At 61.6% G+C, this 23,269-nt stretch carries 19 protein-coding genes, 2 tRNA genes and 1 pseudogene; 3 read left to right on the forward strand and 19 right to left on the reverse strand.

Going from position 1 to position 23,269, the window contains the following annotated elements:
- Nucleotides 1-2,301 carry a YgiQ family radical SAM protein gene (locus EGJ86_RS00535; RefSeq protein WP_125833545.1) on the reverse strand — a complete coding sequence of 767 codons (2,301 nt, stop codon included), beginning with the start codon at nt 2,299-2,301 and terminating at the stop codon, nt 1-3.
- 288 nt (nt 2,302-2,589) lie between these two features.
- Here EGJ86_RS00535 and EGJ86_RS00540 point away from each other — a divergent pair, with 288 nt between their 5' ends.
- Nucleotides 2,590-4,497 (forward strand): diguanylate cyclase, encoded by a 1,908-nt coding sequence (locus tag EGJ86_RS00540; protein WP_125833546.1) that lies wholly within the window; start codon nt 2,590-2,592, stop codon nt 4,495-4,497.
- 145 nt (nt 4,498-4,642) lie between these two features.
- On the opposite strand, the gene alr is transcribed toward EGJ86_RS00540, so the two are convergent.
- The 8 genes from alr to rnr form a co-directional block, all read right to left on the reverse strand.
- The gene (gene alr / locus EGJ86_RS00545) at nt 4,643-5,719 is read right to left on the reverse strand and encodes an alanine racemase (RefSeq protein WP_125833547.1); all 1,077 of its coding nucleotides are present in this window, start codon (nt 5,717-5,719) and stop codon (nt 4,643-4,645) included.
- Between the two features lie 159 nt (nt 5,720-5,878).
- On the reverse strand, nt 5,879-7,273 hold the full coding sequence (gene dnaB / locus EGJ86_RS00550) for a replicative DNA helicase (protein WP_125833548.1): 1,395 nt from the start codon (nt 7,271-7,273) through the stop codon (nt 5,879-5,881).
- Nucleotides 7,274-7,390: 117 nt separating this feature from the next.
- Nucleotides 7,391-7,837, reverse strand: coding sequence for a 50S ribosomal protein L9 (gene rplI / locus EGJ86_RS00555; RefSeq protein WP_125833549.1), 447 nt, complete (start codon nt 7,835-7,837; stop codon nt 7,391-7,393).
- Nucleotides 7,838-7,858: 21 nt separating this feature from the next.
- Entirely contained in the window at nt 7,859-8,752 is an 894-nt protein-coding gene (locus EGJ86_RS00560; RefSeq protein WP_125833550.1) for a hypothetical protein, read from the reverse strand.
- A 36-nt stretch (nt 8,753-8,788) separates the two neighbouring features.
- A complete protein-coding gene (gene rpsR, locus EGJ86_RS00565) occupies nt 8,789-9,019 on the reverse strand; it encodes a 30S ribosomal protein S18 (protein WP_003246847.1) in 231 nt (76 codons plus the stop codon).
- A 28-nt stretch (nt 9,020-9,047) separates the two neighbouring features.
- Nucleotides 9,048-9,470 (reverse strand): 30S ribosomal protein S6, encoded by a 423-nt coding sequence (gene rpsF / locus EGJ86_RS00570; protein WP_003246846.1) that lies wholly within the window; start codon nt 9,468-9,470, stop codon nt 9,048-9,050.
- Between the two features lie 174 nt (nt 9,471-9,644).
- Nucleotides 9,645-10,397, reverse strand: coding sequence for a 23S rRNA (guanosine(2251)-2'-O)-methyltransferase RlmB (rlmB, locus tag EGJ86_RS00575; RefSeq protein ID WP_125833551.1), 753 nt, complete (start codon nt 10,395-10,397; stop codon nt 9,645-9,647).
- The gene (gene rnr / locus EGJ86_RS00580; RefSeq protein WP_125833552.1) at nt 10,394-12,901 is read right to left on the reverse strand and encodes a ribonuclease R; all 2,508 of its coding nucleotides are present in this window, start codon (nt 12,899-12,901) and stop codon (nt 10,394-10,396) included. The genes rlmB and rnr overlap by 4 nt, the downstream gene beginning before the upstream one ends.
- Before the next feature lie 207 nt (nt 12,902-13,108).
- Here rnr and EGJ86_RS00585 point away from each other — a divergent pair.
- Both EGJ86_RS00585 and EGJ86_RS00590 read left to right on the forward strand, forming a co-directional pair.
- Nucleotides 13,109-13,195, forward strand: a tRNA-Leu gene (locus tag EGJ86_RS00585).
- An 83-nt stretch (nt 13,196-13,278) separates the two neighbouring features.
- Nucleotides 13,279-13,365, forward strand: a tRNA-Leu gene (locus EGJ86_RS00590).
- A gap of 128 nt (nt 13,366-13,493) precedes the next feature.
- On the opposite strand, the gene EGJ86_RS25515 is transcribed toward EGJ86_RS00590, so the two are convergent.
- The 10 genes and pseudogenes from EGJ86_RS25515 to miaA all read right to left on the reverse strand — a co-directional run bounded on the left by EGJ86_RS25515 (nt 13,494) and on the right by miaA (nt 23,239).
- Entirely contained in the window at nt 13,494-14,378 is an 885-nt protein-coding gene (locus tag EGJ86_RS25515; protein WP_372237951.1) for a methyl-accepting chemotaxis protein, read from the reverse strand.
- A pseudogene (locus EGJ86_RS25520) lies at nt 14,352-15,410 on the reverse strand (HAMP domain-containing protein); the annotation flags it as partial. The gene EGJ86_RS25515 and the pseudogene EGJ86_RS25520, both read right to left, overlap by 27 nt.
- A gap of 178 nt (nt 15,411-15,588) precedes the next feature.
- Nucleotides 15,589-16,884: an adenylosuccinate synthase gene (locus EGJ86_RS00600; protein WP_099522707.1), complete on the reverse strand. Its 1,296-nt coding sequence runs from the start codon at nt 16,882-16,884 to the stop codon at nt 15,589-15,591.
- Nucleotides 16,885-16,940: 56 nt separating this feature from the next.
- On the reverse strand, nt 16,941-18,128 hold the full coding sequence (locus EGJ86_RS00605) for an ATP phosphoribosyltransferase regulatory subunit (RefSeq protein WP_099522708.1): 1,188 nt from the start codon (nt 18,126-18,128) through the stop codon (nt 16,941-16,943).
- A gap of 37 nt (nt 18,129-18,165) precedes the next feature.
- The gene (locus EGJ86_RS00610; protein ID WP_075745217.1) at nt 18,166-18,351 is read right to left on the reverse strand and encodes a DUF2065 family protein; all 186 of its coding nucleotides are present in this window, start codon (nt 18,349-18,351) and stop codon (nt 18,166-18,168) included.
- A 105-nt stretch (nt 18,352-18,456) separates the two neighbouring features.
- On the reverse strand, nt 18,457-19,326 hold the full coding sequence (gene hflC / locus EGJ86_RS00615) for a protease modulator HflC (protein ID WP_125833554.1): 870 nt from the start codon (nt 19,324-19,326) through the stop codon (nt 18,457-18,459).
- Nucleotides 19,326-20,495, reverse strand: coding sequence for an FtsH protease activity modulator HflK (gene hflK / locus EGJ86_RS00620; RefSeq protein WP_106732514.1), 1,170 nt, complete (start codon nt 20,493-20,495; stop codon nt 19,326-19,328). Before hflK ends, hflC begins: the two co-directional genes overlap by 1 nt.
- A 97-nt stretch (nt 20,496-20,592) precedes the next feature.
- Complete coding sequence (gene hflX / locus EGJ86_RS00625; RefSeq protein WP_125833555.1) at nt 20,593-21,894, reverse strand: ribosome rescue GTPase HflX; 1,302 nt, start codon at nt 21,892-21,894, stop codon at nt 20,593-20,595.
- A 12-nt stretch (nt 21,895-21,906) separates the two neighbouring features.
- The gene (gene hfq, locus EGJ86_RS00630; protein WP_024306757.1) at nt 21,907-22,167 is read right to left on the reverse strand and encodes an RNA chaperone Hfq; all 261 of its coding nucleotides are present in this window, start codon (nt 22,165-22,167) and stop codon (nt 21,907-21,909) included.
- 100 nt (nt 22,168-22,267) lie between these two features.
- Nucleotides 22,268-23,239, reverse strand: a complete 972-nt coding sequence (gene miaA, locus EGJ86_RS00635) for a tRNA (adenosine(37)-N6)-dimethylallyltransferase MiaA (protein ID WP_125833556.1) — start codon at nt 23,237-23,239, stop codon at nt 22,268-22,270.
- Nucleotides 23,240-23,269 lie beyond the last annotated feature (30 nt).

The following is a 23,269-nucleotide window of genomic DNA, read 5'->3' on the forward strand; positions in this document are numbered from 1 at the left end:
TCAGCGCGGTACCGCTGGCTTCTTCCCGGGCTTCTTGCCCTTGCCTTTACCAGCGCCAGCACGTTCACGCGCGGCTTGCTGGTTACGCGCCTCAGCCGCCGCCTTGGCCTGCTCACGCTTGTCCCAGGGCTTGCTGCCGTCGCTGGCACGAGGCGGTAGCCCCGTGTGCTGAGTGAGTATCTTGCCTGCGTTGCCCACTTTCTTGCTGCCAACCGGCGTGGAGTTCTTGCGCCGCGCACTCTGGTAGCCATCATCAGCAGCCGGCTGGTGAGCCGGAATCAGTTGATGCTTGGCCGGGCCGATCAGATCACTGCGGCCCATACGCGTCAGCGCCTCACGCAGCAGCGGCCAGCCTTTCGGATCGTGATAGCGCAGGAACGCCTTGTGCAGGCGACGCTGTTGCTCGCTCTTGACGATCTCGACGCCATCGCTCTTGTAGGTGACCTTGCGCAGCGGGTTCTTGCCCGAGTGATACATGGCCGTGGCGGTGGCCATCGGCGACGGGTAGAAGGCCTGCACCTGGTCGGCGCGGAAACCGTTGCGCTTGAGCCACAGAGCGAGGTTCATCATGTCCTCGTCGGTGGTGCCCGGGTGCGCAGCGATGAAGTACGGGATCAGGTACTGCTCCTTGCCCGCCTCTTTCGAGTACTTCTCGAACATCTGCTTGAAGCGGTCGTAGCTGCCGATACCCGGCTTCATCATCTTGTCCAGCGGGCCACGCTCGGTGTGCTCCGGGGCGATTTTCAGGTAGCCGCCAACGTGGTGGGTGACCAGTTCCTTGACGTACTCCGGCGACTCGACGGCGAGGTCGTAACGCAGGCCCGAGGCGATCAGGATCTTTTTAACGCCCGGCAGCGCACGCGCCTTGCGGTACAACTCGATCAGGGAGCTGTGATCGGTATTGAGGTTCTCGCAGATGCCCGGGAACACGCACGACGGCTTGCGGCAGTGTTTCTCGATCTCCGGGTCCTTGCAGGCGATGCGATACATGTTGGCGGTCGGCCCACCGAGGTCGGAGACCACGCCAGTGAAGCCCGGCACTTTGTCACGCATCTCCTCGATTTCGCGAATGATCGACTCGTGGGAGCGGTTCTGGATGATGCGGCCTTCGTGCTCGGTGATCGAGCAGAAGGTGCAGCCGCCGAAGCAGCCACGCATGATGTTCACCGAGAAGCGGATCATGTCGTAGGCCGGGATCTTCTCCTTGCCATACGCCGGATGCGGCACGCGCGCGTAGGGCATGCCGAACACGTAGTCCATTTCCTCGGTGGTCATGGGGATGGGTGGCGGGTTGAACCACACGTCCACCTCGCCATGCTTCTGCACCAGCGCGCGGGCGTTGCCCGGGTTGGTTTCCAGGTGCAGCACGCGGTTGGCGTGGGCATAGAGCACGGGGTCGTTGCGCACCTTCTCGAACGACGGCAGACGGATCACCGTCTTGTCGCGGGTCATGCGCGGGCTGTCGAGAATCTGCACCACCTTGGCTTCGTTGAGGTCTTCGACCTCCCCTTTTGCCTGCTCGATGGCACAGGCCTCGGTGTCCTGCGTATTGACGTAGGGATTGATGATCTTGTCGACGCGGCCTGGACGGTCGATGCGAGTGGAGTCGACCTCATACCAGCCTTCGGGCGTGTCACGCCGAATGAAAGCAGTACCGCGTACATCGCTGATGGTTTCGACCTGCTCGCCACGCGACAGACGCTGAGCGATCTCCACCACCGCGCGCTCGGCATTGCCGTAGAGCAGGATATCAGCGGTGGCGTCCATCAGGATCGAACGGCGGACCTTGTCCTGCCAGTAGTCGTAATGGGCGATACGGCGCAAGGATGCCTCGATGCCGCCCAGCACCACCGGAACGTGGCTGTAGGCCTCCTTGCAGCGTTGGCTATAGACCAGGCTGGCGCGATCCGGGCGCTTGCCGGCCAGGCCGCCGGGCGTGTAGGCGTCGTCGGAGCGAATTTTCTTGTCGGCGGTGTAGCGGTTGATCATCGAGTCCATGTTGCCGGCTGCGACACCGAAGAACAGGTTCGGCTCGCCGAGCTTCATGAAGTCGTCTTTGGACTGCCAGTTCGGCTGGGCAATGATGCCCACACGAAAGCCTTGGGCTTCCAGCAGACGGCCGATGATCGCCATGCCGAACGAAGGATGATCGACGTAGGCATCACCGGTGACGATGATGATGTCGCACGAATCCCAGCCGAGCTGATCCATCTCCTCCCTGCTCATCGGCAGGAACGGTGCAGGCCCGAAACACTCGGCCCAGTACTTGGGATAGTCGAACAACGGCTTGGCGGCTTGCATATTTTTTGATCAGCGGGCTATCACGAGGGGCGCGGATAATAGCACAAAAATTGACCAAACCAGACTAGTACACTGGGTTTAATAGCACCTGCGTACACCACGACAAACGCTCAAACGGGCGCACAGATCACTCACCTGGCTACTGACTCTTGCCCAGCGCCGACTCAGGAAAGAAAGGATAGAGAAATCAGTTATTTTCCTGCGGTAGCCTTACGCCATATTTGTTTTCGTCCGATAACAATCCCGTGCATATACTCAAGTACTCGGTCAGCCGACTCCAGGACATCTATGCCGCAGCGCTTCGCCTTTCTGCTCGCTCTTCTGCTGGGACTGTCGATCACGGGCCCGGCAGCGGCGTCAGTGGTACTCACCGACGCCAGCAGCGGCATGCCGCTCAATGCGCATATCGAGTTACTGGAAGACGCCCAAGGCACCCTGACCATCGACGACCTTGCCAGCCCTGAGCAGCAGTCGCGCTTTCAACCCGCTAACGGCCGAGCCAGTGTCGGCCAGAGCCTCAATCCCTGGTGGATCAAACTCACTCTGCAACGCGACATGCACGCTCCCGCCTACTGGGTACTGGAGGTGGGCTCAGTGACTCAGCTGGACTTGCAGCTCTATCTCCCTGACGGCCAGGGTGGCTGGCAGTTGCGTCAGTCCGGCGAGCGAGTCCCCTTCAGCGAAAACCGCGACCATCCGTACCGGCGCATGGTGTTCGACCTGCCAACCCTGGGTGAGCAGCCAAAAACCTTCTACTTGCGTGCCTTCGACCCGGCGTGCAACTCCTTCCCGCTGCGAGTCTGGCAACTCGAAGACCTCACGCAACTGGCCACCCGCGAGAACCTGGCGCTCGGAGCTATCTATGGCGTGGTTTTCGCGCTGCTGTTGTACAACCTGTTCATCCTCATCTCGCTGCGCGACAAAGCCTATTTCTGGTATGTGCTGACCACTGCCTTCGCCCTGCTGTTCATCATGAGCATGACCGGCCATGGCGCACAGTACCTGTGGCCAAACCATGCGGTGCCGGCGTGGCTTGATCGCATCACCCTACCCTCGCTATGGGGCCTGTTCGCCAGCCGCTTCACCCAGACACTGTTGCAGACGCGTATCTACGTGCGCTGGGCGCATCACCTGCTGAACATGGCCTGCGTGATCTACCTGATCGCCATCGTTCTGACCGTGTTCGATCAGCGCTATCTCGCCGCCTGGGCCATCGCCCTGCTGTCGCTGACCAGCATCCCAGCAGCTCTGGGCAGCGCCGTGATCCGCTGGCGCCAGGGTTTCTTCCCAGCGCAGCTGTATCTGTACGGCTACGGGTTGGTCCTGGGCAGTGTCGCCATTCTGCTGCTGCGTACCACCGGCGTGCTGCAGCCGGCCGAGTGGAATGCCTACGTGTTCCCTCTGGCAGTAGCTGCCGAATCCATCCTGTTCTCCTTCGCCCTGGCCTATCGCATCCAGATCCTCAAACAGGAGCGCGCCGTTGCCTTGCAACAGGCAGATCGCGAGAAAACCGCACGTTTGGCGCAACTGCAGGCCAGTGCCGATGAACTGCAAGCTGCAGTGACCGCACGCACCGCCGAGCTGGCCGCTACCAACGAGCAACTACGTGAACGCGAGCGTGAACTGCAGCACGCCGCCTTCCATGACTCGCTGACCGAACTGCCCAACCGGCGCTACCTGGTCGAGCGCTGCGAGTCGGCCCTGGCTCATGCAGAACGGCACAATGAAAGCGTGGCATTGCTGTTGATCGATCTGGACCATTTCAAGCCGATCAATGACCGCTTCGGTCACGCGGCCGGCGACCTGATGCTGCAGGTAATCGCCATGCGCCTGCGCGAGCACGTTCGCGCCGGTGATGCGGTTGCACGCCTGGGCGGCGATGAGTTCGCCGCGCTGATCTGCGGCAACGATGCCGAAAGCCAGGCCCGGGAAATCGCCGAGCGCTTGCTGGCCGAGCTATCCGAACCCGTGCACTACGGCGCGGAGCGCCTGCGCGTAACCATCAGCATCGGCGTAGCGCTCTATCCGCGCCATGCGAAGAACTTCACCGGGCTGTACAAGGCGGCAGACATGGCCCTTTACCGGGTGAAGGAGCGGGGCCGCTCCGGTTCGCGCGTGCATGGCGACGATGGCGAGCTCAGCGAACAGGCCTGCCTGGAGCTGGATGTACTGAAAGTCCCGAGCGGGCTGGCCTAGGCTAGCAGGCCGTTGAAAAACGTAGGCGAGGCAGCCAGTGCAAGGCAAAAACAGGCGAAAAAGCGGAGTTTACGAGCTGTAAATGAGCATTTTGAGCCTGTTTTTAACGCAGCAATGGCAACGCAGGTAGTTTTTCAACAGCCTGCTAACCGATATAGCGCCGTGGCACCCGCGCAGTGACCTTGCTCAGCAACTCATAGCCGATAGTGCCGCACGCCATGGCCACTTCATCCACCGGCAACTGGCCGCCCCACAGCTCCACCGGCGAATCTACATCTGCTTCCGGTAGGCCCGTGATATCCACCGCCAACATGTCCATCGACACCCTGCCCGCCAGCTTGGCACGCTGCCCCTCGATCAACACCGGTGTACCACTGGGCGCATGGCGCGGATAGCCATCGGCATAACCGCAGCTGACCGTGGCAATACGCGAGGGCCGCTCGGCCACCCAGGTCGCGCCATAACCAACGCTTTCACCGACTGCCACCTCACGTACGGCGATCACCCGCGCAGCCAGGGTCATGGCCGGTTTCAGCCCCAGCTCGCGCGCACTCAGTTCGGCGAACGGCGTGGCGCCGTAGAGCATGATGCCGGGGCGCAGCCAATCCATATGCGCCGCTGGAATGGTCAGCACGGCCGCCGAGTTGGCCAGCGAACGATGATTGAAATCCAGATCCAGCAGATCGAGAAAGCGCTCGACCTGCAGCTCCGTCAGCGGATGGCCGCGCTCGTCGGCGCAGGCGAAATGGCTGAGCAGGTTGAGCTCGGCAACCTGCTCGGCGTCTTCGAGCCGTGCATGCCACTGGCGCAGGCTGGCGGCATCGAAACCGAGGCGGTGCATGCCCGAATCCAGCTTGAGCCAGACGTTGAGCGGACGCACCAGTTCACTGGCAATCAGCGCCTCGGCCTGCGCCGTGCTCTGCAGCACCAGATCCAGCCCCAGTTGCGCGGCGATGGCATATTCACTGGCCTCGAAACAGCCCTCAAGCAGCAGGATGCGCGCCTCACCGTGCATGGCGCGCACCTCGGCCGCCTCCTCCAGACAGGCCACGGCGAAGCCATCGGCAATCTCGTGCAACGCCGTGACCACCTCGCGCACACCATGACCATAGGCGTTGGCCTTGACCACGGCGAAGGCCTGGCGCCCGGGCGCGCAGCGCTTGGCCACGGCGTAGTTATGAGCGATGGCAGAGAGGTCGACGATGGCGGCAAGCGGACGCATGACGGAAGGCCTGAACAAAAAACGGGCGCCCATCTTAACCGCTGGGCGCCCGTTTTCATTGAGCGAGATCAGACTGTTGCCGTAGCCACGGACTCTGCTGGCGAAACGTTCACCTTGCTTGATTCGCGAGCAGAGCTCGCTCCTACACTGCTCGCGCGGTTATTCGTCGTCGAACTGGTAGCTACCCGGTGCCAGGTTCTCGAAGCGCGAATACTTACCGAGGAAGGCCAGGCGCGCCGTACCCAGTGGGCCGTTACGCTGCTTACCGATGATGATCTCGGCCACGCCCTTGTACTCGGTCTCCGGGTGGTACACCTCATCGCGGTAGACGAACAGGATGATGTCGGCGTCCTGCTCGATCGCACCGGATTCGCGCAGGTCGGAGTTGATCGGGCGCTTGTTGGGGCGCTGCTCCAGGCCACGGTTGAGCTGCGACAGGGCAATGACCGGGCAGTTGAACTCCTTGGCCAGACCCTTGAGCGAGCGCGAGATCTCGGAAATCTCGTTGACCCGGCTATCGCCGCTGGAACCGGGAATCTGCATCAGCTGCAGGTAGTCGACCATGATCAGGCCGATCTCACCGTGCTCGCGTGCCAGACGCCGCGTGCGCGCCCGCATCTCGCTCGGGGAAATACCGGCGGTATCGTCGATGAACAGCTTGCGGTCGTTGAGCAGGTTGACCGCACTGGTCAGGCGCGGCCAGTCATCGTCGTCGAGCTGACCGGCACGCACCTTGGTCTGGTCAATGCGCCCCAGCGAGGCGAGCATACGAATGACGATGGACTCCGACGGCATTTCCAGCGAGTAGACCAGAATCGCCTTGTCGCTACGCATCAAAGCGTTTTCCACCAGGTTCATGGCGAAGGTGGTCTTACCCATCGACGGACGGCCGGCGACGATGATCATGTCGGCCGGCTGCAGGCCGCTGGTCAGGTTATCCAGGTCATCGAAGCCGGTGGACAGACCGGTAATCGCGTCACCGTTGTTGAACAGCGTGTCGATGCGGTCGATGGCCTTGACCAGAATATCGTTGATGCCCACCGGCCCACCGGTCTTGGGGCGATCCTCGGCAATCTGGAAGATCAGCCGCTCCGCCTCGTCGAGAATCTCCTCGCCGGTGCGGCCTTCCGGGGCGTAGGCACTGTCGGCAATCTCGTTGCTGATGCTGATCAGTTTGCGCAAGGTGGCGCGCTCACGAATGATCTGCGCATAGGCCTTGATGTTGGCCACAGACGGCGTGTTCTTCGCCAGTTCGGCGAGGTAAGCCAGGCCACCGACTTGCGACAGCTGCCCTTCCTTGTCCAACTGCTCAGACAGGGTCACCACGTCGAAGGGCTCGTTACGCTCGGCCAGTTTGAAGATGGCGCGGAAGATCAGCCGGTGGTCGTGGCGATAGAAATCGACATCCGACACACCATCGAGCACACGCTCCCAGGCGTTGTTGTCGAGCATCAGACCGCCGAGCACCGACTGTTCCGCCTCGATGGAGTGCGGAGGCACTTTCAGGGCGGCAGTCTGCAGGTCGTATTGCTCGGGAATGCTGATGTCGTTCATAGGCTCGGGAAGAAAATGCTGCGATAGAAAAACAAAGGGCACGGATCGCAGAGCGATACCGTGCCCGATTGTCAGCAGACCTACGCTACAGCGCAAGTCCGCTTGGCGGCTACTTGATTAAGCAGCGACCACGATCACCTTGACGGTGGCTTCGACGTCGGTGTGCAAGTGCACAGCTACGTCGTATTCGCCAACCTGGCGAATGGTGCCGTTCGGCAGACGAACTTCAGCTTTGGCCACTTCAACGCCGGAGGCGGTCAGGGCGTCAGCGATGTCGTGGGTGCCGATGGAACCGAACAGCTTGCCTTCATCGCCAGCGGTGGCGGTGATGGTGACTTCCAGCTCTGCCAGCTGAGCAGCGCGAGTTTCAGCAGAAGCTTTCTTCTCGGCAGCCGCTTTTTCCAGCTCAGCGCGACGTGCTTCGAAAGCAGCAACGTTGGCTTCGGTGGCAGCGGTGGCTTTGCCTTGCGGCAGCAGGAAGTTACGGCCGTAACCGGCTTTAACGTTCACTTTGTCGCCCAGGTTGCCCAGATTGGCGATTTTTTCCAGCAGGATGACTTCCATTTGGGTCTTACCTCTTAACTTTTAACCTTCACCGTTCGCAGAGCCCGGGCCATTCTTGCGCGCCAGGCGACCGCGAAAATCAAACAGACTGTCGACGATGGCCAAGACCACCAGTAACGGATAGATCAGCTGCATGAACAGCAGGAGCGTGATGTACATGCCCACCAGCCAGAAGCGAGCGAGCCCCCCCTTTTCTACCAAGCCATGCACCAGGGCGATCCCGGCGAACAGCAGTGGCACACTGCACAGCGGCGTTAGCATGGCCAACTGCGGCCCCAGATTGGGACCTAGGATCATGCCCGCCAGCAGCAACAGCGCCTGCGGCAGCGGCAGTCTCAGGACGCGGAACTCGCGACCAAAACCGCCAGGGTTGTACAACACGGCCTGCCAGTAACGCCCAAGGATCAGGCTCAGCAAGCTCAGAATCTGCAGCAAGGCCGCCAGCAATCCGGTCAGCACCGGTGCGATCAAAGCCTCGAGACGCTCGCGTTCACTCACCGACAATTGCTGGTGAGCCCCATCGAACATGGTCGGCAGTAGCTTCTGCAGCTCACCGGCCATGGCCGCGATGGGTTCGCGGAACACTGCCCCAAGGACAAATCCATACACCAGGCCCAGTGCCACACTGCTCAGCAGTATGCGGTTCCAAGTCCAGTTGGCGCGCAACAACAACGCCAACCCCAGCGCACCGACCAGCACCAGCAAGGTGCGCGGTTCGCCGAAATACCACCAGGCAATCGCCGGTAGCAGGGCCCAGGCCAGGATGCCGATGGCATCACTGGCTCCACGCCGCAGCAGCACCAGGCTGCCAGCGGCTGCACTCAACCAGAACAACAGCGGCATCGCTGCCGATCCCACCACCACGAGGGTGGCCTGCATACGGCCGCGCATGATGTATTCAGCCAGGGCGCGCATGCGATCTATTCCTTAACTCTTGTCGACTGTCCGGTCTCAGCGGCCGTGGCTGTCGGTGTAGGGCAGCAGGGCCAGGAAGCGGGCGCGCTTGATAGCGGTGGCCAGCTGACGCTGATAACGAGCCTTGGTACCGGTGATACGGCTAGGAACGATTTTGCCGGTTTCCGAGATGTAGGCTTTCAGGGTGTTGAGATCTTTGAAATCGATCTCTTTCACGTCTTCAGCGGTGAAGCGGCAGAATTTACGACGACGGAAGAAACGTGCCATGTGATTGGCTCCTCAATAGATCCGTGGATTACTCGTCAGCGTTGTCGCTGTCGTTGCTGTCGCTGTCATCGCCGTCGTTGGACTCGGCGTTTTCAGGACGTTCACGACGCTCGCGGCGCTCACTGCGGTTTTCTTCGGCCTTCAGCATCTCGGACTGGCCAGTGACGGCCTCGTCGCGACGGATGACCAGGTTACGGATCACGGCGTCGTTGTAGCGGAAGTTGTCTTCCAGCTCGGCCAGAGCCTTGCCGGTGCACTCTACGTTGAGCATCACGTAGTGGGCTTTGTGGACGTTGTTGATGGCGTAAGCCAGCTGACGACGGCCCCAGTCTTCCAGGCGGTGAATCTTGCCACCGTCTTCTTCGATCAGCTTGGTGTAACGCTCGACCATGCCGCCGACTTGCTCGCTCTGGTCCGGGTGAACCAGAAAGATGATTTCGTAATGACGCATAAATGCTCCTTACGGGTTGTAGCCTGCCATCTAAGGTGGTCAGGCAAGGAGTGGGTTTTCTCGTGATGAGCTTGCCGGGCGGTAGGCGCGAAAAGGCCTGCCGTCACGGCAAGGGGCGCCATTCTAGAGAAGCCCCCTGCCGCACGCAAGACGAATTGGCGATTATTTGAGCAGTCAGCCCTTGCGCTTGGCCTGACGCTGACGCACCGCTTCGAACAGACAGACACCGGTGGCCACCGAGACGTTGAGGCTGCTGACACTGCCGGCCATGGGCAGTTTGACCAGATAATCGCAGTGCTCTCGGGTCAAGCGGCGCATGCCCTTGCCCTCGGCGCCCATGATCAGCACCGTCGGCCCGGTCATGTCCTGCTCATAGACCTCCTGCTCGGCCTCGCCGGCCGTACCCACCACCCACAGGCCGCGCTGCTGCAATTTCTCCAGACTGCGCGCCAGGTTGGTCACCGCCACCAGCGGAATCACCTCGGCAGCGCCACAAGCGACCTTGCGCACCGTGGCGTTGAGGGTTGCCGATTTGTCCTTGGGCACGATCACCGCCAACGCGCCGGCGGCATCCGCCGTACGCAGGCAGGCCCCCAGGTTGTGCGGATCGGTCACGCTATCGAGCACCAACAGCAAAGGCGGGCCTTCGCAGCGATCGAGCAATTCCTCGAGCATCGCCTCGCCCCAGACCTGGCTGGGGCTGACGTCGGCAACCACACCCTGATGCACGCCCTCGACCCAGGCATCCATCTCACGGCGCTCGCACTGCCCGACTTTTACGCGAGACTGCGCAGCCAGCTCCAGCAAGGGTTGCACTCGAGGATCACTGCGACCATCGGCCAGCCAGACCTGCTTCACCCGCTTGGGGTGATGACGCAACAAGGCTTCTACGGCATGTACGCCGTAGATCTTTTCCAGATCACTCATGACTTAGCCTTACGCTTGCGCGGCTTACCGGCAGGCGGTGGGGCACTGTCGCCACGTCCGGAGCCTTTGCGCGAACCACCGGCCGGCTTGCTCGCCGACCTGCCGGTAGCACCTTTGCCACTCGCACCCTTGCCAGCCTTGGCGCCAGCCAACAACGCCTTTTTCACGTCCCGACTTTTCTGCACGTCGGTATTGCCCATGCCATTCGGCTTGCCACCGCGACGCGCATCATCACCCTTGCCGGCCTTGTCCTGACTCAGCTCGAAGTCGATCTTGCGCTCGTCCAGATCGACGCGCATTACCTTCACCTCGACACTGTCGCCAAGGCGGAAGCTGCGGCCGCTACGCTCGCCGGACAGGCGATGGTGAACCGGATCGAAGTGGTAGTAGTCGGCTGGCAACGCGGTCACGTGCACCAGACCCTCGACGTAGATGTCGCGCAGCTCGACAAAGATGCCGAAGCCGGTCACGGCAGTGATCACACCGGCGAAGGTCTCACCGACGCGATCCTGCATGAACTCGCACTTGAGCCAGTTGACCACGTCACGCGTCGCCTCATCGGCACGGCGCTCGGTCATCGAGCACTGCTCGCCGAGTTTCTCCAGAGTCGCCTCGTCGTACGGATAGATGCGTGCCTTGGGCATGATCGCCGCGCCGGCACGCTCGACGTGCTTGGTGTCGCGCTTGGAGCGGACCACGCTGCGAATGGCGCGGTGCACCAGCAGGTCGGGATAGCGACGGATCGGCGAGGTGAAATGGGTATAAGCCTCGTAATTGAGGCCAAAGTGCCCTTCGTTCTGCGCGCTGTATACCGCCTGGCTCAGCGAGCGCAGCATCACGGTCTGGATCAGGTGATAGTCCGGGCGCTCGCGAATGCTTTCCAGCAGGCGCTGGTAGTCCTTGGGCGACGGGCCGTCCTTGGACTTGCCGCGCTGCAGCGAAAGCCCCAGTTCGCCGAGGAAGGCCTTGAGTTTTTCCAGACGCTCCAGCGGCGGGCCATCATGCACGCGGTACAGCGACGGAATCTCGTGATCCTGCATGAAGCGCGCAGTGGCCACGTTGGCGGCCAGCATGCACTCTTCGATCAGCTTGTGCGCGTCGTTACGCTGGGTCGGGCGGATTTCGTCGATCTTGCGATCAGTACCGAAGACGATGCGCGTCTCCTGCGTCTCGAAATCGATGGCGCCGCGCTCGTGACGAGCAGCGACCAACACCTGGTACAGCGCATAGAGCTGGTTGAGGTGCGGCAGGACTTCCTTGTACTCGCTGCGCAGGGACTTGCCCTCGCTGCTCTTGGGATCTTCCAGCATCAGGCTGACCTTGTTGTAGGTCAGGCGCGCATGGGAGTGGATCACCGCCTCGTAGAACTTGTAGTCGACCATCTGGCCGCTCTTGGACATGGTCATTTCGCAGACCATGGCCAGGCGATCGACATGCGGGTTAAGCGAGCACAGGCCGTTGGACAGTTCCTCCGGCAGCATCGGTACGACGCGCTCGGGGAAATACACCGAGTTGCCGCGCTCGACCGCCTCGGCATCCAGCGCCGAGCCGACCTTGACGTAGTGCGAAACGTCGGCGATGGCCACGTAGAGTTTCCAGCCACCGGAGAACAACTTCCAGCGGCTGCTGTTCTTCTCGCAGTAGACCGCATCGTCGAAGTCGCGGGCGTCTTCACCATCGATGGTGACGAAAGGCAGATGGCGCAGGTCGATGCGCTTCTCCTTGTCCTTCTCCTCCACCTCAGGCTTGAGCTTGCGCGCTTCCTTGACTACCGCCTCGGGCCAGACGTGCGGGATGTCGTAGCTGCGCAGCGCCACGTCGATCTCCATGCCCGGCGCCATGTAGTTGCCGATCACCTCGACGATGTCGCCCTGCGGCTGGAAGCGCTGCGTAGGCCAGTGGGTGATCTTGATCTCGACGAACTGGCCGATGCGCGCACCGGCAGTACGGCCTGGGGTGACCAGCACTTCCTGCTGGATCTTGGGATTGTCGGCGACGACGAAGCCGATGCCGTTCTCTTCGTAGTAGCGGCCGACGATGCTCTCGTGCGCGCGCTCGATCACCTCGACGATGCCGCCTTCACGACGGCCACGGCGATCGAAACCTGCCACCCGCACCAACGCCCGATCACGATCGAACACCAGGCGCATCTGCGCTGGGCTGAGGAACAGGTCGTCACTGCCATCATCCGGCACGAGGAAGCCGAAGCCGTCACGGTGACCGCTGATGCGACCACAGATCAGGTCGAGCTTGTCCACCGGAGCATAGGTGCCACGGCGGGTGTAGATGAGCTGACCATCACGCTCCATGGCGCGCAGACGGCGGCGCAGGGCTTCGAGCTGATCGTCGGTATGCAAACCGAACTCTTCGACCAGTTGTTCACGACTGGCAGGCGCGCCGCGCTCGGCCAGGTGCGAAAGGATCAGCTCACGGCTGGGGATGGGGTTGTCGTATTTTTCCGCCTCGCGGGCGGCCTCGGGATCGAGGGATTGCCAATCGGCCATGTAAGGAGGATTACCTGTGCTTATGTATAAAGGTGTATGCCATATGCCTATTGAAGCGCGAAAAAGGCATCCGGGGCAGCTTTTCCGGTGACAATAATTTTTTTGGGGTCAGGGGTTTACAAGGTAAATGCCCGCCCGTATAGTTCGCGCCCACAGCGTCGAGCAGACGTTGTAACACGAAGCAGATGATGATTCATCGGTTTCTGTGCCCAGGTGGCGGAATTGGTAGACGCGCTGGTTTCAGGTATCAGTGACTTAACGGTCGTGGAAGTTCGAGTCTTCTCCTGGGCACCAAATTCGTGAAGTGGTTTGATAACCCACTTTGCAAATAAACGGATGCAACGCTCCGTGTCGGCAACGACGAACATTGCTGTAGTGCCCAGGTGGCGGAATTGGTAGACGCGCTGGTTTCAGGTATCAGTGACTTAACGGTCGTGGAAGTTCGAGTCTTCTCCTGGGCACCAAATTTCAAAAAACCGAGCCAATAGCTCGGTTTTTTATTGCCTGGTAAAACCGCAGGAACGAGCTTTGCTCGCGAAACCCTGCCAGGCAAAAGCTTCGCGAACAGAGTTCGCTCCTACAGCAATCCTCTCTAGACCCTGAACTGCCCCAGACTGGCCTTGAGCTGCGCTGCCAGCTCGTCCAGCGCTCTTGCGTTGCCGGCAATCGCCGCCACCGCCTCGGCCGCACGCTGCGCTTCGGCATGGATGGTTTCGACACGCCCGCGTACCGCTCCAGCTCCGTCCGCCTGATGTGCCGCCGCCTGGGTCGCTGCATTGATGGCGCCATGCACTTCATCCACCGACTGCTGCACCGACTGCTGCAGACGCGCACTGTCACGCAGCACCTCCAACCCCTCGCTGCCCTGCGCACCTGCCTGAGCGATGGCAGCAACCGCCTCCTGCGCGCCACGCTGCAATGCCGCGATATGCGTCTGGATATCGCCCGTGGACTGCTGGGTCTTGCTTGCCAGCGCCCGCACCTCGTCGGCCACCACAGCGAAACCACGCCCACTCTCGCCCGCGCGCGCCGCCTCGATGGCCGCATTGAGCGCGAGCAGGTTGGTCTGCTCGGCGATGGACTGAATCACCGTCAGCACCACTTCGATCTGCTCGCTCTGCTTGGCCAGCCGCTCGATCACCGCCGAACCATCTGCCACCCGCGCCACCAGACCTTCGATCAGCGCGGACAGACGCTGAGCAATCGCCGCATTTTCGTGCGCGGCCTGACGGATGGTATCGACACGCTGCAGCGCCTCCTGCATGGCCTGGCTTTCTGCCTGCGCCTCATCGGCCATCTGCTCCAACGCCTGCAGACTGCCCGCCACTTCATCGCGCTGACGACCGGCAGCGGCCTCGGCCGCAACGCCACGCTGCGTCAGGCTGCGGATCTGCTCACCGGTGCGCAGCGCCACCTCGCCGGACTCACGCACGATGGGCTGCAGCTTGGCGATGAAGCGATTGACTGCATCGGCCATCTCGCCGACCTCGTCCTGACTGTCGATGCTCACGCGCCGCGTCAGATCGCCCTCGCCCGCCGCCAGGTCATTGAGCGCCGCACTAAGCAGGCGCAAGCGACTCAGCACTCGCCAGCCCAACACAAGGGCGACCACTAGCATTGCCAGCGCCCCGACGATCAATAGGCCGAGGGCGATGTTCCAGCGCAGCGAATCCGCCGCCACGCGCACCGACTCACCACCGTTGCGCGCCATTTCCTGGGTGTAGCGCTCAGCCGACTGCAGACGCTCGCGCAGCGCACCGGTCGCCTCCTCGGAAGCACCTGCCAAGCTGCTGTCGACCAACTCACCGGCACCACTGACCAACGACGCGAAACGACCGTCCAGCGCCGTCAGCTCCTTTTCCACCAGATCCAGCGACAGGCCCATCTGCACCTTGCCGATCGACGCCCCCATCGGACTGATTTGCGCCTCGACCACGTATACACGCGGATCACGCGAGGCCGCCTCCACCAACTTATCCAGCGGCGAGTCACCCTGCCCGGCAGCGACCAGCTCACGCACCTGTGCATTACTGCGATTGAAGTTGCGCGTCAGGCGCTTGCCTTCGGCGTCATAGATGATGGCGAACAGCACCGCCGGATCCTGCTGGGCGATTCGGGTAAGTGCAGTGAGCGCAGGAATATCCAGATCCCAGATCGACTTTGGCGCCACCCCGGCCAGCAATTGCGCCAGCGCCTGGCCGGACTGCTTGAGATTGCCCTCGAGCACCACACGCAGTTGCGCCTGCTCACTCTTCAACTGGCCAGAAAGCCCTTCGCCCAGGCGAGTGCGGGTACTGCTCGCCAACGCCGCAAGGCCCTGACTCATCTCGCGCTCAGCCAGTTTCAGCTCTTCGCCAAGACGGCGGCTCTCACCACCAAGGCGCTGCGCCAGATCCTCGACCATGCCGTCGACCGAGGCGCGCATCAGCCAAACAGCCAAACCGACCTGCACCAACATGGCCAGGCCAAGCGCGACGAACACCGGGCGCAACAAACGGCTACGCAACATGGAAACGATGGCGAACACTGGGAACACTCCTCAACAACCGTAATAGCTATAACGGCGACTTCCGGGATTTATTGAATACAAGCAAAGCGCATGCCCAGCGCACCAGCCAGGGCCCCGTACGGGCGAGCACAAAAAAGCCGCCCGAAGGCGGCTCCTGTGCGACTCGAGAATCTCTCGATCAGGCGAACGGATGACGCAGCACGATGGTCTCGTTGCGGTCCGGGCCGGTGGAGATGATATCGATCGGCGCACCGACCAGCTCTTCAACGCGCTTGATGTAGGCACGCGCAGCTGCCGGCAAGTCTTCCAGGGTCTTTGCGCCCAGGGTGGATTCGCTCCAGCCCGGCATTTCCTCGTACACCGGCTGCAGGCCGATGTAGCTGTCGGCGTCGGTCGGCGCATCGACCAGCACCTGGCCATTGGCATCCTTGTAACCGGTGCAGATGCGGATGGTTTCCAGGCCGTCGAGCACGTCCAGCTTGGTCAGGCACAGGCCGGAGATGCTGTTGATCTCGATGGCGCGACGCAGGATCACCGCATCGAACCAGCCGCAACGGCGGGCGCGGCCAGTGGTGGCACCGAACTCATGACCACGCTTGGCCAGGAAGGCGCCGACGTCATCGAACAGCTCGGTCGGGAACGGACCGGAGCCGACACGGGTGGTGTAGGCCTTGGTGATGCCGAGGATGTAATCCAGGTACAGCGGGCCGAAACCGGAGCCAGTTGCAATGCCACCAGCAGTGGTGTTGGAGCTGGTGACGTAGGGGTAGGTACCGTGGTCGATATCCAGCAGGGAGCCCTGGGCGCCCTCGAACATGATGTCCTTGCCGCCACGACGCAGGTCATGCAGCACCGCAGTGACATCAGCCATCATCGGCTTGAGCAGCTCGGCGTATTCCATGCACTCATCCAGGGTCTTCTGGAAGTCGATGGCCGGCTCTTTGTAGAAATTGACCAGCTGGAAGTTGTGGTAGTCCAGCAGCTCGCCCAGTTTGGCGGCGAAACGCTCGCGGTGGAACAGGTCACCGACACGCAGACCGCGACGCGCGACCTTGTCTTCGTAGGCCGGACCGATACCACGACCGGTAGTACCGATCTTGGCGTCACCACGGGCCTTTTCGCGCGCCTGATCCAGCGCTACGTGGTAAGACAGGATCAGCGGACAGGCCGGGCTGATACGCAGGCGCTCACGCACCGGCACACCCTTCTCTTCCAGCTTGGTGATTTCGCGCATCAGGGCGTCGGGCGCGACGACCACACCGTTGCCGATCAGGCACTCAACGCCTTCACGCAGGATGCCGGACGGAATCAGGTGCAGGACGGTCTTCTCACCGTTGATCACCAGGGTGTGACCCGCGTTGTGACCACCCTGATAACGCACGACTGCAGCGGCCTGCTCGGTGAGCAGGTCGACGATCTTGCCCTTGCCCTCATCACCCCATTGGGTGCCCAGGACGACGACATTCTTACCCATAAACTTGTCCTCTTCGCGCAAGCTTCGATGCCGGCCGCGGGCCGGCGAAAATGAATTCAGGACGCCAGGGGCGCCACCTGCCAACGTCCATCACGCAGCGCCAGCAGGCGATCACAGCCCGCCTCGCGCGCATCGGCCTCGCTCTGCCCAGGCAGCGCCTGTACCACGCGCTCACCCTCACCACGCAGACGACGAACAGCCTGCCACAGATAGAGATCATGATTATCCGGCGCCCAGACGCCGCTGACCGTCTCATCCACACGCATGTCACCCAGGGTGACCAGGGTCTTGAGGTCGGTAGAGAAGCCAGTAGCCGGGCGTGCACGACCGAATACCGCGCCGGTATCGTCGTAACGACCACCCTGAGCGATGGCTCCGCCCTCGCCCGGTACGAACGCCGCGAACACCACACCGGTGTGGTAGTTGTAGCCGCGCAGCTCGCCGAGGTCGAAGTACAGCGGCAATTCTGGATAACGCAGCTCCAGCGCATCAGCAATGGCCACCAGCTCATCGAGCGCAGCATGCACCGCATCCGGCGCCTCGACCAACACGGCCTGGGCCAGATCCAGCACCTCGCGGCCACCGCATAGTTCGGCAAGCGAGCGCAGCATGCTGCCCAGCCCAGCCGGTAATGCCGCGGTCAGGCTTTCGATTTCATCCATCGCCTTGCGCTGCAGCGCATCGAACAACTGCTGCTCGGCCTCACCAGACAGACCAGCGGCGTGCGCCAGGCCACGGTAGATGCCGACATGACCGAGGTCCATGTGCACGTCCGGCACTGCGGCCAGTTCGAGGGTCTCGACCAGCAGGCTGATCACCTCGATATCACTGGCCGGACTGGCGTCGCCATAGAGCTCGGCACCCAACTGGATCGGGCTGCGCGATGTAGTCAGCGCACGCGGCTGCGCATGCAGCACGCTGCCGGCATAGCACAGGCGGCTAGGCCCTTCGCGGCGCAAGGTGTGCGCGTCGATACGCGCCACCTGCGGCGTGATGTCAGCACGAAAGCCCATCTGCCGACCGGACAGCGGATCGGTGACCTTGAAGGTGCGCAGGTCGAGATCCTGACCGGCGCCAGTCAACAGAGATTCCAGGTACTCGATATGGGGGGTGACGACGAACTCGTAACCCCAACGTTGGAACAGGTCCAGCACCTGACGGCGTGCCGCCTCGATGCGTGCCGCTTCCGGCGGCAGTACTTCTTCGATGCCATCTGGCAGCAGCCAGCGGTCTACCGTTGCCATTTCGCCATTCCCCTCTCGATCCGGGCGGCACAAGCCTTCAGTGAAGCAGATATAGAAGGGCAGTACCCAGCAGCATGCTGGTCAGCCCCATAAGGCGCAGTCGACGGTCGGGCAGACGAGCTGCCTGCATGACCGCTCCGCGCCAATGGCGCGGATAGAGGAAGGGCAGGATGCCTTCCAGCACCAATACCAGACACAACGCGATGCCGAGTTCCTGCCACATGATTCCCACAGACGCAAAAAAGCCGGGATTTTCCCGGCTGCCGCATGATACCACGTTTTACTTCGAGGTCACCCTGGCGACGCATCGCGCCGCCAGGGTTGCCGATCAACGCTTGGACTTTTCCAGGTAGCGGAAGAAATCGCTACTCGGGTCAAGCACCAGCACATCACGCTTGTCAGCGAAGCTTTCGCGGTAAGCCTGCAGACTACGGTAGAAGGAGTAGAACTCCTGATCCTGACCGTAGGCGCGGGCGTAAATGGAAGCAGCCTGAGCATCACCGTCACCGCGCAGCTCTTCAGCTTCACGATAGGCTTCAGCCAGCAGTACACGGCGCTGACGATCGGCGTCGGCGCGAATACCTTCGGCCAGCTCGCGACCCTTGGCGCGATGCTCGCGAGCCTCACGCTCACGTTCGGTGCTCATCCGCTCGAACACGCTGCGGTTCACTTCGCGCGGCAGGTCGATAGCCTTGACTCGCACGTCGACCACTTCGATACCCAGCTCACGCTCGGCAGCGCGGTTGAGGGTCGCGGTCACATCGGCCATCAGCGCATCACGCTCACCAGATACCGATTCGTGCAGAGTGCGCTTACCAAACTGGTCACGCAGCGATGCCTCCAGACGACGCGCCAGACGTTCGTCTGCCACTTGCTTCATACCAGACGTCGCCTGATAGAAACGCTCGGCATCCTTCACCCGCCATTTGGCGTAGGCATCGACCATCAGCGCTTTCTTCTCCAGAGTCAGGAAGCGCGAGGAAGTTGAATCCAGCGTCAGCAGACGACCATCGAAGATGCGCACCTGGTTGACGTAAGGAATCTTCACATGCAGACCAGGCTGCACATCAGGCTGAACCACGCGACCGAACTGCAGCAATACCGCACGCTCGGTCTGAGCCACGATATAGAAGCTGTTCCATGCCACCAGGGCCACAACCACGGCCACGATCAGGCCGATCAGGGACTTGTTGTTCATCAACGGCCCTCCCGGGTACGCAGATTACGCTGCGACAGATCGCCGCTCAGCGGCACAGCCGGATCACGCGTTGTCGTATTGCTGCTGTTGCTGGAGCTGGAGGAAGAAGCGCCACCACGGCTATCGATCATCTTGTCCAGCGGCAGATAGAGCAGGTTGTTCTGCCCCTTGTCACCGGTGACCAGAACCTTGCTGGTGTTGCTCATCACCTCCTGCATGGTGTCGATGTACAGACGCTCACGAGTGATCTCAGGCGCCTTGCGGTACTCGGTGACCAATTTGGTGAAACGATCCGCCTCACCTTGAGCGCGGGCGATGATTTCATCACGGTAACCGTTGGCCTCTTCCAGCAGACGCTGGGCCTGACCACGCGCTTCCGGAATGACGCCGTTGGCGTACGACTCGGCCTGGTTCTTCTCGCGCTGCTCGTCTTCACGGGCACGGATCACGTCATCGAAGGCTTCCTGAACTTCACGCGGCGCCGCAGCGCTCTGGATGTTCACCTGAGTGATGGTGATACCGGTCCGGTAGTTGTCGAGGAAACGCTGCAGGCGCTCACGCACCTCGCTGGCCATCAGTTCACGGCCTTCGGTCAGTACCTGGTCCATCTCGGTGGAACCCACCACATGGCGCACGGCACTGTCGGTGGCGTGCTGCAGACTGACTTCCGGCTGGTCGACGTTGAGCACGAAGTCCTGCAGGTTGCTCACCCGGTACTGCACGGTCAGCGGTACTTCGATGATGTTCTCGTCTTCGGTCAGCATGGCGCCCTGCTTACTGTAGGCGCGCTCACGCGTGACGTTTTCCTGGAACTTGCGGTCGATTGGCGGGAAATAGATATTCAGGCCCGGACCAACGGTCTCGTGGTACTTGCCGAAGCGCAGCACCACAGCCTGCTCCTGCTCATCCACCACATAGATCGCGCTGTACAGCCATACCACCGCCAACAGGCCAAGGCCGACGAACAGCAGCCCGAAGCCACCGCCGCCGCCACTGCGACCAGATTCGTCGTCACCACGTTTCTTGCCACCGCCAAACAGCCCATTGAGGCTTTCTTGCAGTTTGCGGAACGCTTCGTCGAGATCCGGCGGCCCCTGCCGACCACCGCCTTTGCGGCCGCCCCAAGGGTCTTGATTGTTCGAGTTGCCACCCGGCTCATTCCAAGCCATAGCGTTCTCCGTACTGATAAAGCGAAGGCGCGCCCACGGCGCGCCGGCCAATGCTACCCAAAGCCCTATGGTGACAGCAAAGCCACTGTCCCAGGCTTTATTGCAAAGTATGTTGCTCGATGAAGGCCTGAGGCTCCAAACCTTCGCGACTCACCAGGCGATTGAGCTCGACTCGCGGCAAACGTACCGCCAGCAAGCTATGCCCCAACTCGTCATGCTTCTCGCTCTGCACTGCCCCCAGCGCGAAGAACTGCGCACGCAGTCGCCCCAAGCGTTGCGGCAATTGCAGCGTAGCGACGAACAAATCTTCACCCAGCAGCTCCGCCACTGCTTGACGCAACAGTTCAAGGCCGCGCCCCTCACGGGCCGACAACCAGACACGCAGCGGCTTGCCATCAGCATCGCGCTGGATCTGCGGCTCGACACCATCCAACAAATCCAGCTTGTTGTATACCTCGAGCATCGGCAATTCGTGTGCGCCGATCTCCTTGAGCACGTTCTGCACCTGCTCGATCTGCGCCATACGCTCGGGCTCATGGGCATCGATAACGTGCAGCAGCAGATCGGAGTTGCTCGACTCTTCCAACGTAGCACGGAAGGCTTCGACCAGTTTGTGCGGCAGGTGACGAATGAAACCCACGGTATCGGCCAGCACGATCGGCCCCAGGTCGTCGAGTTCGAGACGCCGCAAGGTCGGGTCGAGCGTGGCGAACAACTGATCAGCCGCATAAACCTCGGAGGTCGTCAGGGCATTGAACAGCGTGGACTTGCCAGCGTTGGTGTAACCCACCAGGGAAACCGAAGGAATGTCCGCGCGCCTGCGCCCACGGCGCGCCTGCTCGCGCTGACTGCGCACCTTCTCGAGCTTCTGCTTGATCTGGCGAATGCGCACGCGCAGCAATCGGCGGTCGGTTTCCAGCTGGGTTTCACCCGGGCCACGTAGACCGATACCACCCTTCTGCCGCTCGAGGTGAGTCCAGCCGCGCACCAGGCGCGTGCTCATGTGGTCGAGCTGAGCCAGTTCGACCTGCAGCTTGCCTTCGTGGGTGCGCGCACGCTGCGCGAAGATATCGAGGATCAACCCCGTACGATCAAGCACACGACATTCGAAAGCGCGCTCGAGGTTGCGCTCCTGGCTCGGTGTCAGGGTGTGATTGAAGATGACCAGATCGGCCTCAACAGCCTTGACCTGGTCGCGCAACTCCTCGACCTTGCCGCTGCCGATGAGAAACTTGGCAGTCAGGCGACTGCTGGGCACGCTAAAGAAAGCGACCATGTCAGCACCCGCCGACATGGCCAATTCTTGGAACTCCTGGGGATCTTCGCTCGCCTCGGAGTCTTGGCCTTCCAGATGAACCAGGATGGCCCGCTCACCGCCCTCATGACGCTCGAAGAACAATGCAGCCCCCTATCAGGCGTTACCCGGCTCGCTATCGCCCTGCTCGGAGTCGCCAGCGCTTGGCAGGCGTACCGGACGGCTTGGCACGACGGTGGAGATGGCATGCTTGTAGACCATCTGGCTGACAGTGTTCTTCAGCAGGATGACGAACTGGTCGAAGGACTCGATCTGGCCCTGCAGCTTGATGCCGTTGACCAGATAGATGGAAACAGGGACGCGTTCCTTACGCAGGGTATTCAGGTAAGGGTCTTGTAGCGAATGCCCTTTTGACATGTGCCGCACTCCTTTCGAGGATCAATTTCAATAATTTTAGTAGGTAAACAATGGCTTCAGGCCGTCCCACCCCCAAGGATAGACGACCAGCGGCAAGGTCTCATTTCAATATGGAGACGCTTCCCAGGTATTTCAAGACGCGAGACAGATTGTCGCAGGCCAGGCTATCGAGCCAATGCAGGTTCTCCCAACCGCGTAACCAGGTGAACTGACGCTTGGCCAATTGCCGAGTGGCGATGATGCCCCGCTCGACCATATCGTCCTGGGACAGATCGCCATCGAGGTATTCCCATACCTGGCGATAACCCACCGCCCGTATAGACGGCAATCCCGCGTGCAAGTCACTTCGGCTACGCAGGGCTTCGACCTCTTGCACAAAGCCCTGTTCCACCATCGCCCGAAATCGTTGAGCGATGCGGTCATGCAAAACCTGACGCTGCGCTGGTGCGATAGCAAGCTGAGCAACAGTATAGGGTAATTGCCCGGCGCCTGATGTGCCCGCATCGGAATTTCCTGCAGCCTGGCGCAGGCGATGTTCGGTCATGCTCATGCCGCTCAGGCGATAGACCTCGAGCGCCCGAGTCAGACGCTGCGGATCATTGGGATGGATACGCGCAGCGGACTCCGGATCGACCTCTGCCAGCTCCCGATGCAGCACCTCCCAGCCTTCGACCGCCGCACGCGCTTCCAGCTCGGCACGGATCGCCGGGTCAGCACTGGGCATATCAGCCAGCCCTTCCAGCAAGGCCTTGTAGTAGAGCATGGTGCCGCCGACCAACAGCGGGATACGCCCGCGCGCCGCACTCTCAGCCATCGCGGCCAGCGCATCGGTGCGAAATTCCGCCGCCGAATAGCTCTCGGCCGGGTCACGAATATCAATCAATGCATGGGGAAATGCGTCCAGAACGTCGCGCTCCGGCTTGGCCGTGCCGATGTCCATGCCGCGATAGACCAGCGCCGAATCGACGCTGATCAGGTCGCACGGCAACACGCGAGCGAGCTCCAGGGCCAGGTCGGTCTTGCCGGCAGCGGTCGGCCCCATCAGGAAGATTGCAGGAGGAAGCGAAGACATCGATATGACTCGAAACACGAAGACGGGCGC

This window comes from Pseudomonas sp. o96-267 (assembly GCF_003935465.1).
Taxonomy (GTDB): domain Bacteria; phylum Pseudomonadota; class Gammaproteobacteria; order Pseudomonadales; family Pseudomonadaceae; genus Aquipseudomonas; species Aquipseudomonas sediminis.

What these genes read in the sequence shown, in the direction of transcription:
- EGJ86_RS00535 (WP_125833545.1), bottom strand. Translation starts at nt 2,301, where the DNA reads ATGCAAGCCGCCAAGCCGTTGTTCGACTATCCCAAGTACTGGGCCGAG.
- rpsR (WP_003246847.1), bottom strand. Translation starts at nt 9,019, where the DNA reads ATGGCACGTTTCTTCCGTCGTCGTAAATTCTGCCGCTTCACCGCTGAA.
- hflC (WP_125833554.1), bottom strand. Translation starts at nt 19,326, where the DNA reads ATGAACAACAAGTCCCTGATCGGCCTGATCGTGGCCGTGGTTGTGGCC.
- EGJ86_RS00540 (WP_125833546.1), top strand. Translation starts at nt 2,590, where the DNA reads ATGCCGCAGCGCTTCGCCTTTCTGCTCGCTCTTCTGCTGGGACTGTCG.
- alr (WP_125833547.1), bottom strand. Translation starts at nt 5,719, where the DNA reads ATGCGTCCGCTTGCCGCCATCGTCGACCTCTCTGCCATCGCTCATAAC.
- EGJ86_RS00605 (WP_099522708.1), bottom strand. Translation starts at nt 18,128, where the DNA reads ATGGCAACGGTAGACCGCTGGCTGCTGCCAGATGGCATCGAAGAAGTA.
- EGJ86_RS00560 (WP_125833550.1), bottom strand. Translation starts at nt 8,752, where the DNA reads ATGCGCGCCCTGGCTGAATACATCATGCGCGGCCGTATGCAGGCCACC.
- rpsF (WP_003246846.1), bottom strand. Translation starts at nt 9,470, where the DNA reads ATGCGTCATTACGAAATCATCTTTCTGGTTCACCCGGACCAGAGCGAG.
- dnaB (WP_125833548.1), bottom strand. Translation starts at nt 7,273, where the DNA reads ATGAACGACATCAGCATTCCCGAGCAATACGACCTGCAGACTGCCGCC.
- miaA (WP_125833556.1), bottom strand. Translation starts at nt 23,239, where the DNA reads ATGTCTTCGCTTCCTCCTGCAATCTTCCTGATGGGGCCGACCGCTGCC.
- EGJ86_RS00610 (WP_075745217.1), bottom strand. Translation starts at nt 18,351, where the DNA reads ATGTGGCAGGAACTCGGCATCGCGTTGTGTCTGGTATTGGTGCTGGAA.
- rplI (WP_125833549.1), bottom strand. Translation starts at nt 7,837, where the DNA reads ATGGAAGTCATCCTGCTGGAAAAAATCGCCAATCTGGGCAACCTGGGC.
- EGJ86_RS25515 (WP_372237951.1), bottom strand. Translation starts at nt 14,378, where the DNA reads ATGGCCGATGCAGTCAATCGCTTCATCGCCAAGCTGCAGCCCATCGTG.
- rlmB (WP_125833551.1), bottom strand. Translation starts at nt 10,397, where the DNA reads ATGAGTGATCTGGAAAAGATCTACGGCGTACATGCCGTAGAAGCCTTG.
- rnr (WP_125833552.1), bottom strand. Translation starts at nt 12,901, where the DNA reads ATGGCCGATTGGCAATCCCTCGATCCCGAGGCCGCCCGCGAGGCGGAA.
- hflK (WP_106732514.1), bottom strand. Translation starts at nt 20,495, where the DNA reads ATGGCTTGGAATGAGCCGGGTGGCAACTCGAACAATCAAGACCCTTGG.
- hfq (WP_024306757.1), bottom strand. Translation starts at nt 22,167, where the DNA reads ATGTCAAAAGGGCATTCGCTACAAGACCCTTACCTGAATACCCTGCGT.
- EGJ86_RS00600 (WP_099522707.1), bottom strand. Translation starts at nt 16,884, where the DNA reads ATGGGTAAGAATGTCGTCGTCCTGGGCACCCAATGGGGTGATGAGGGC.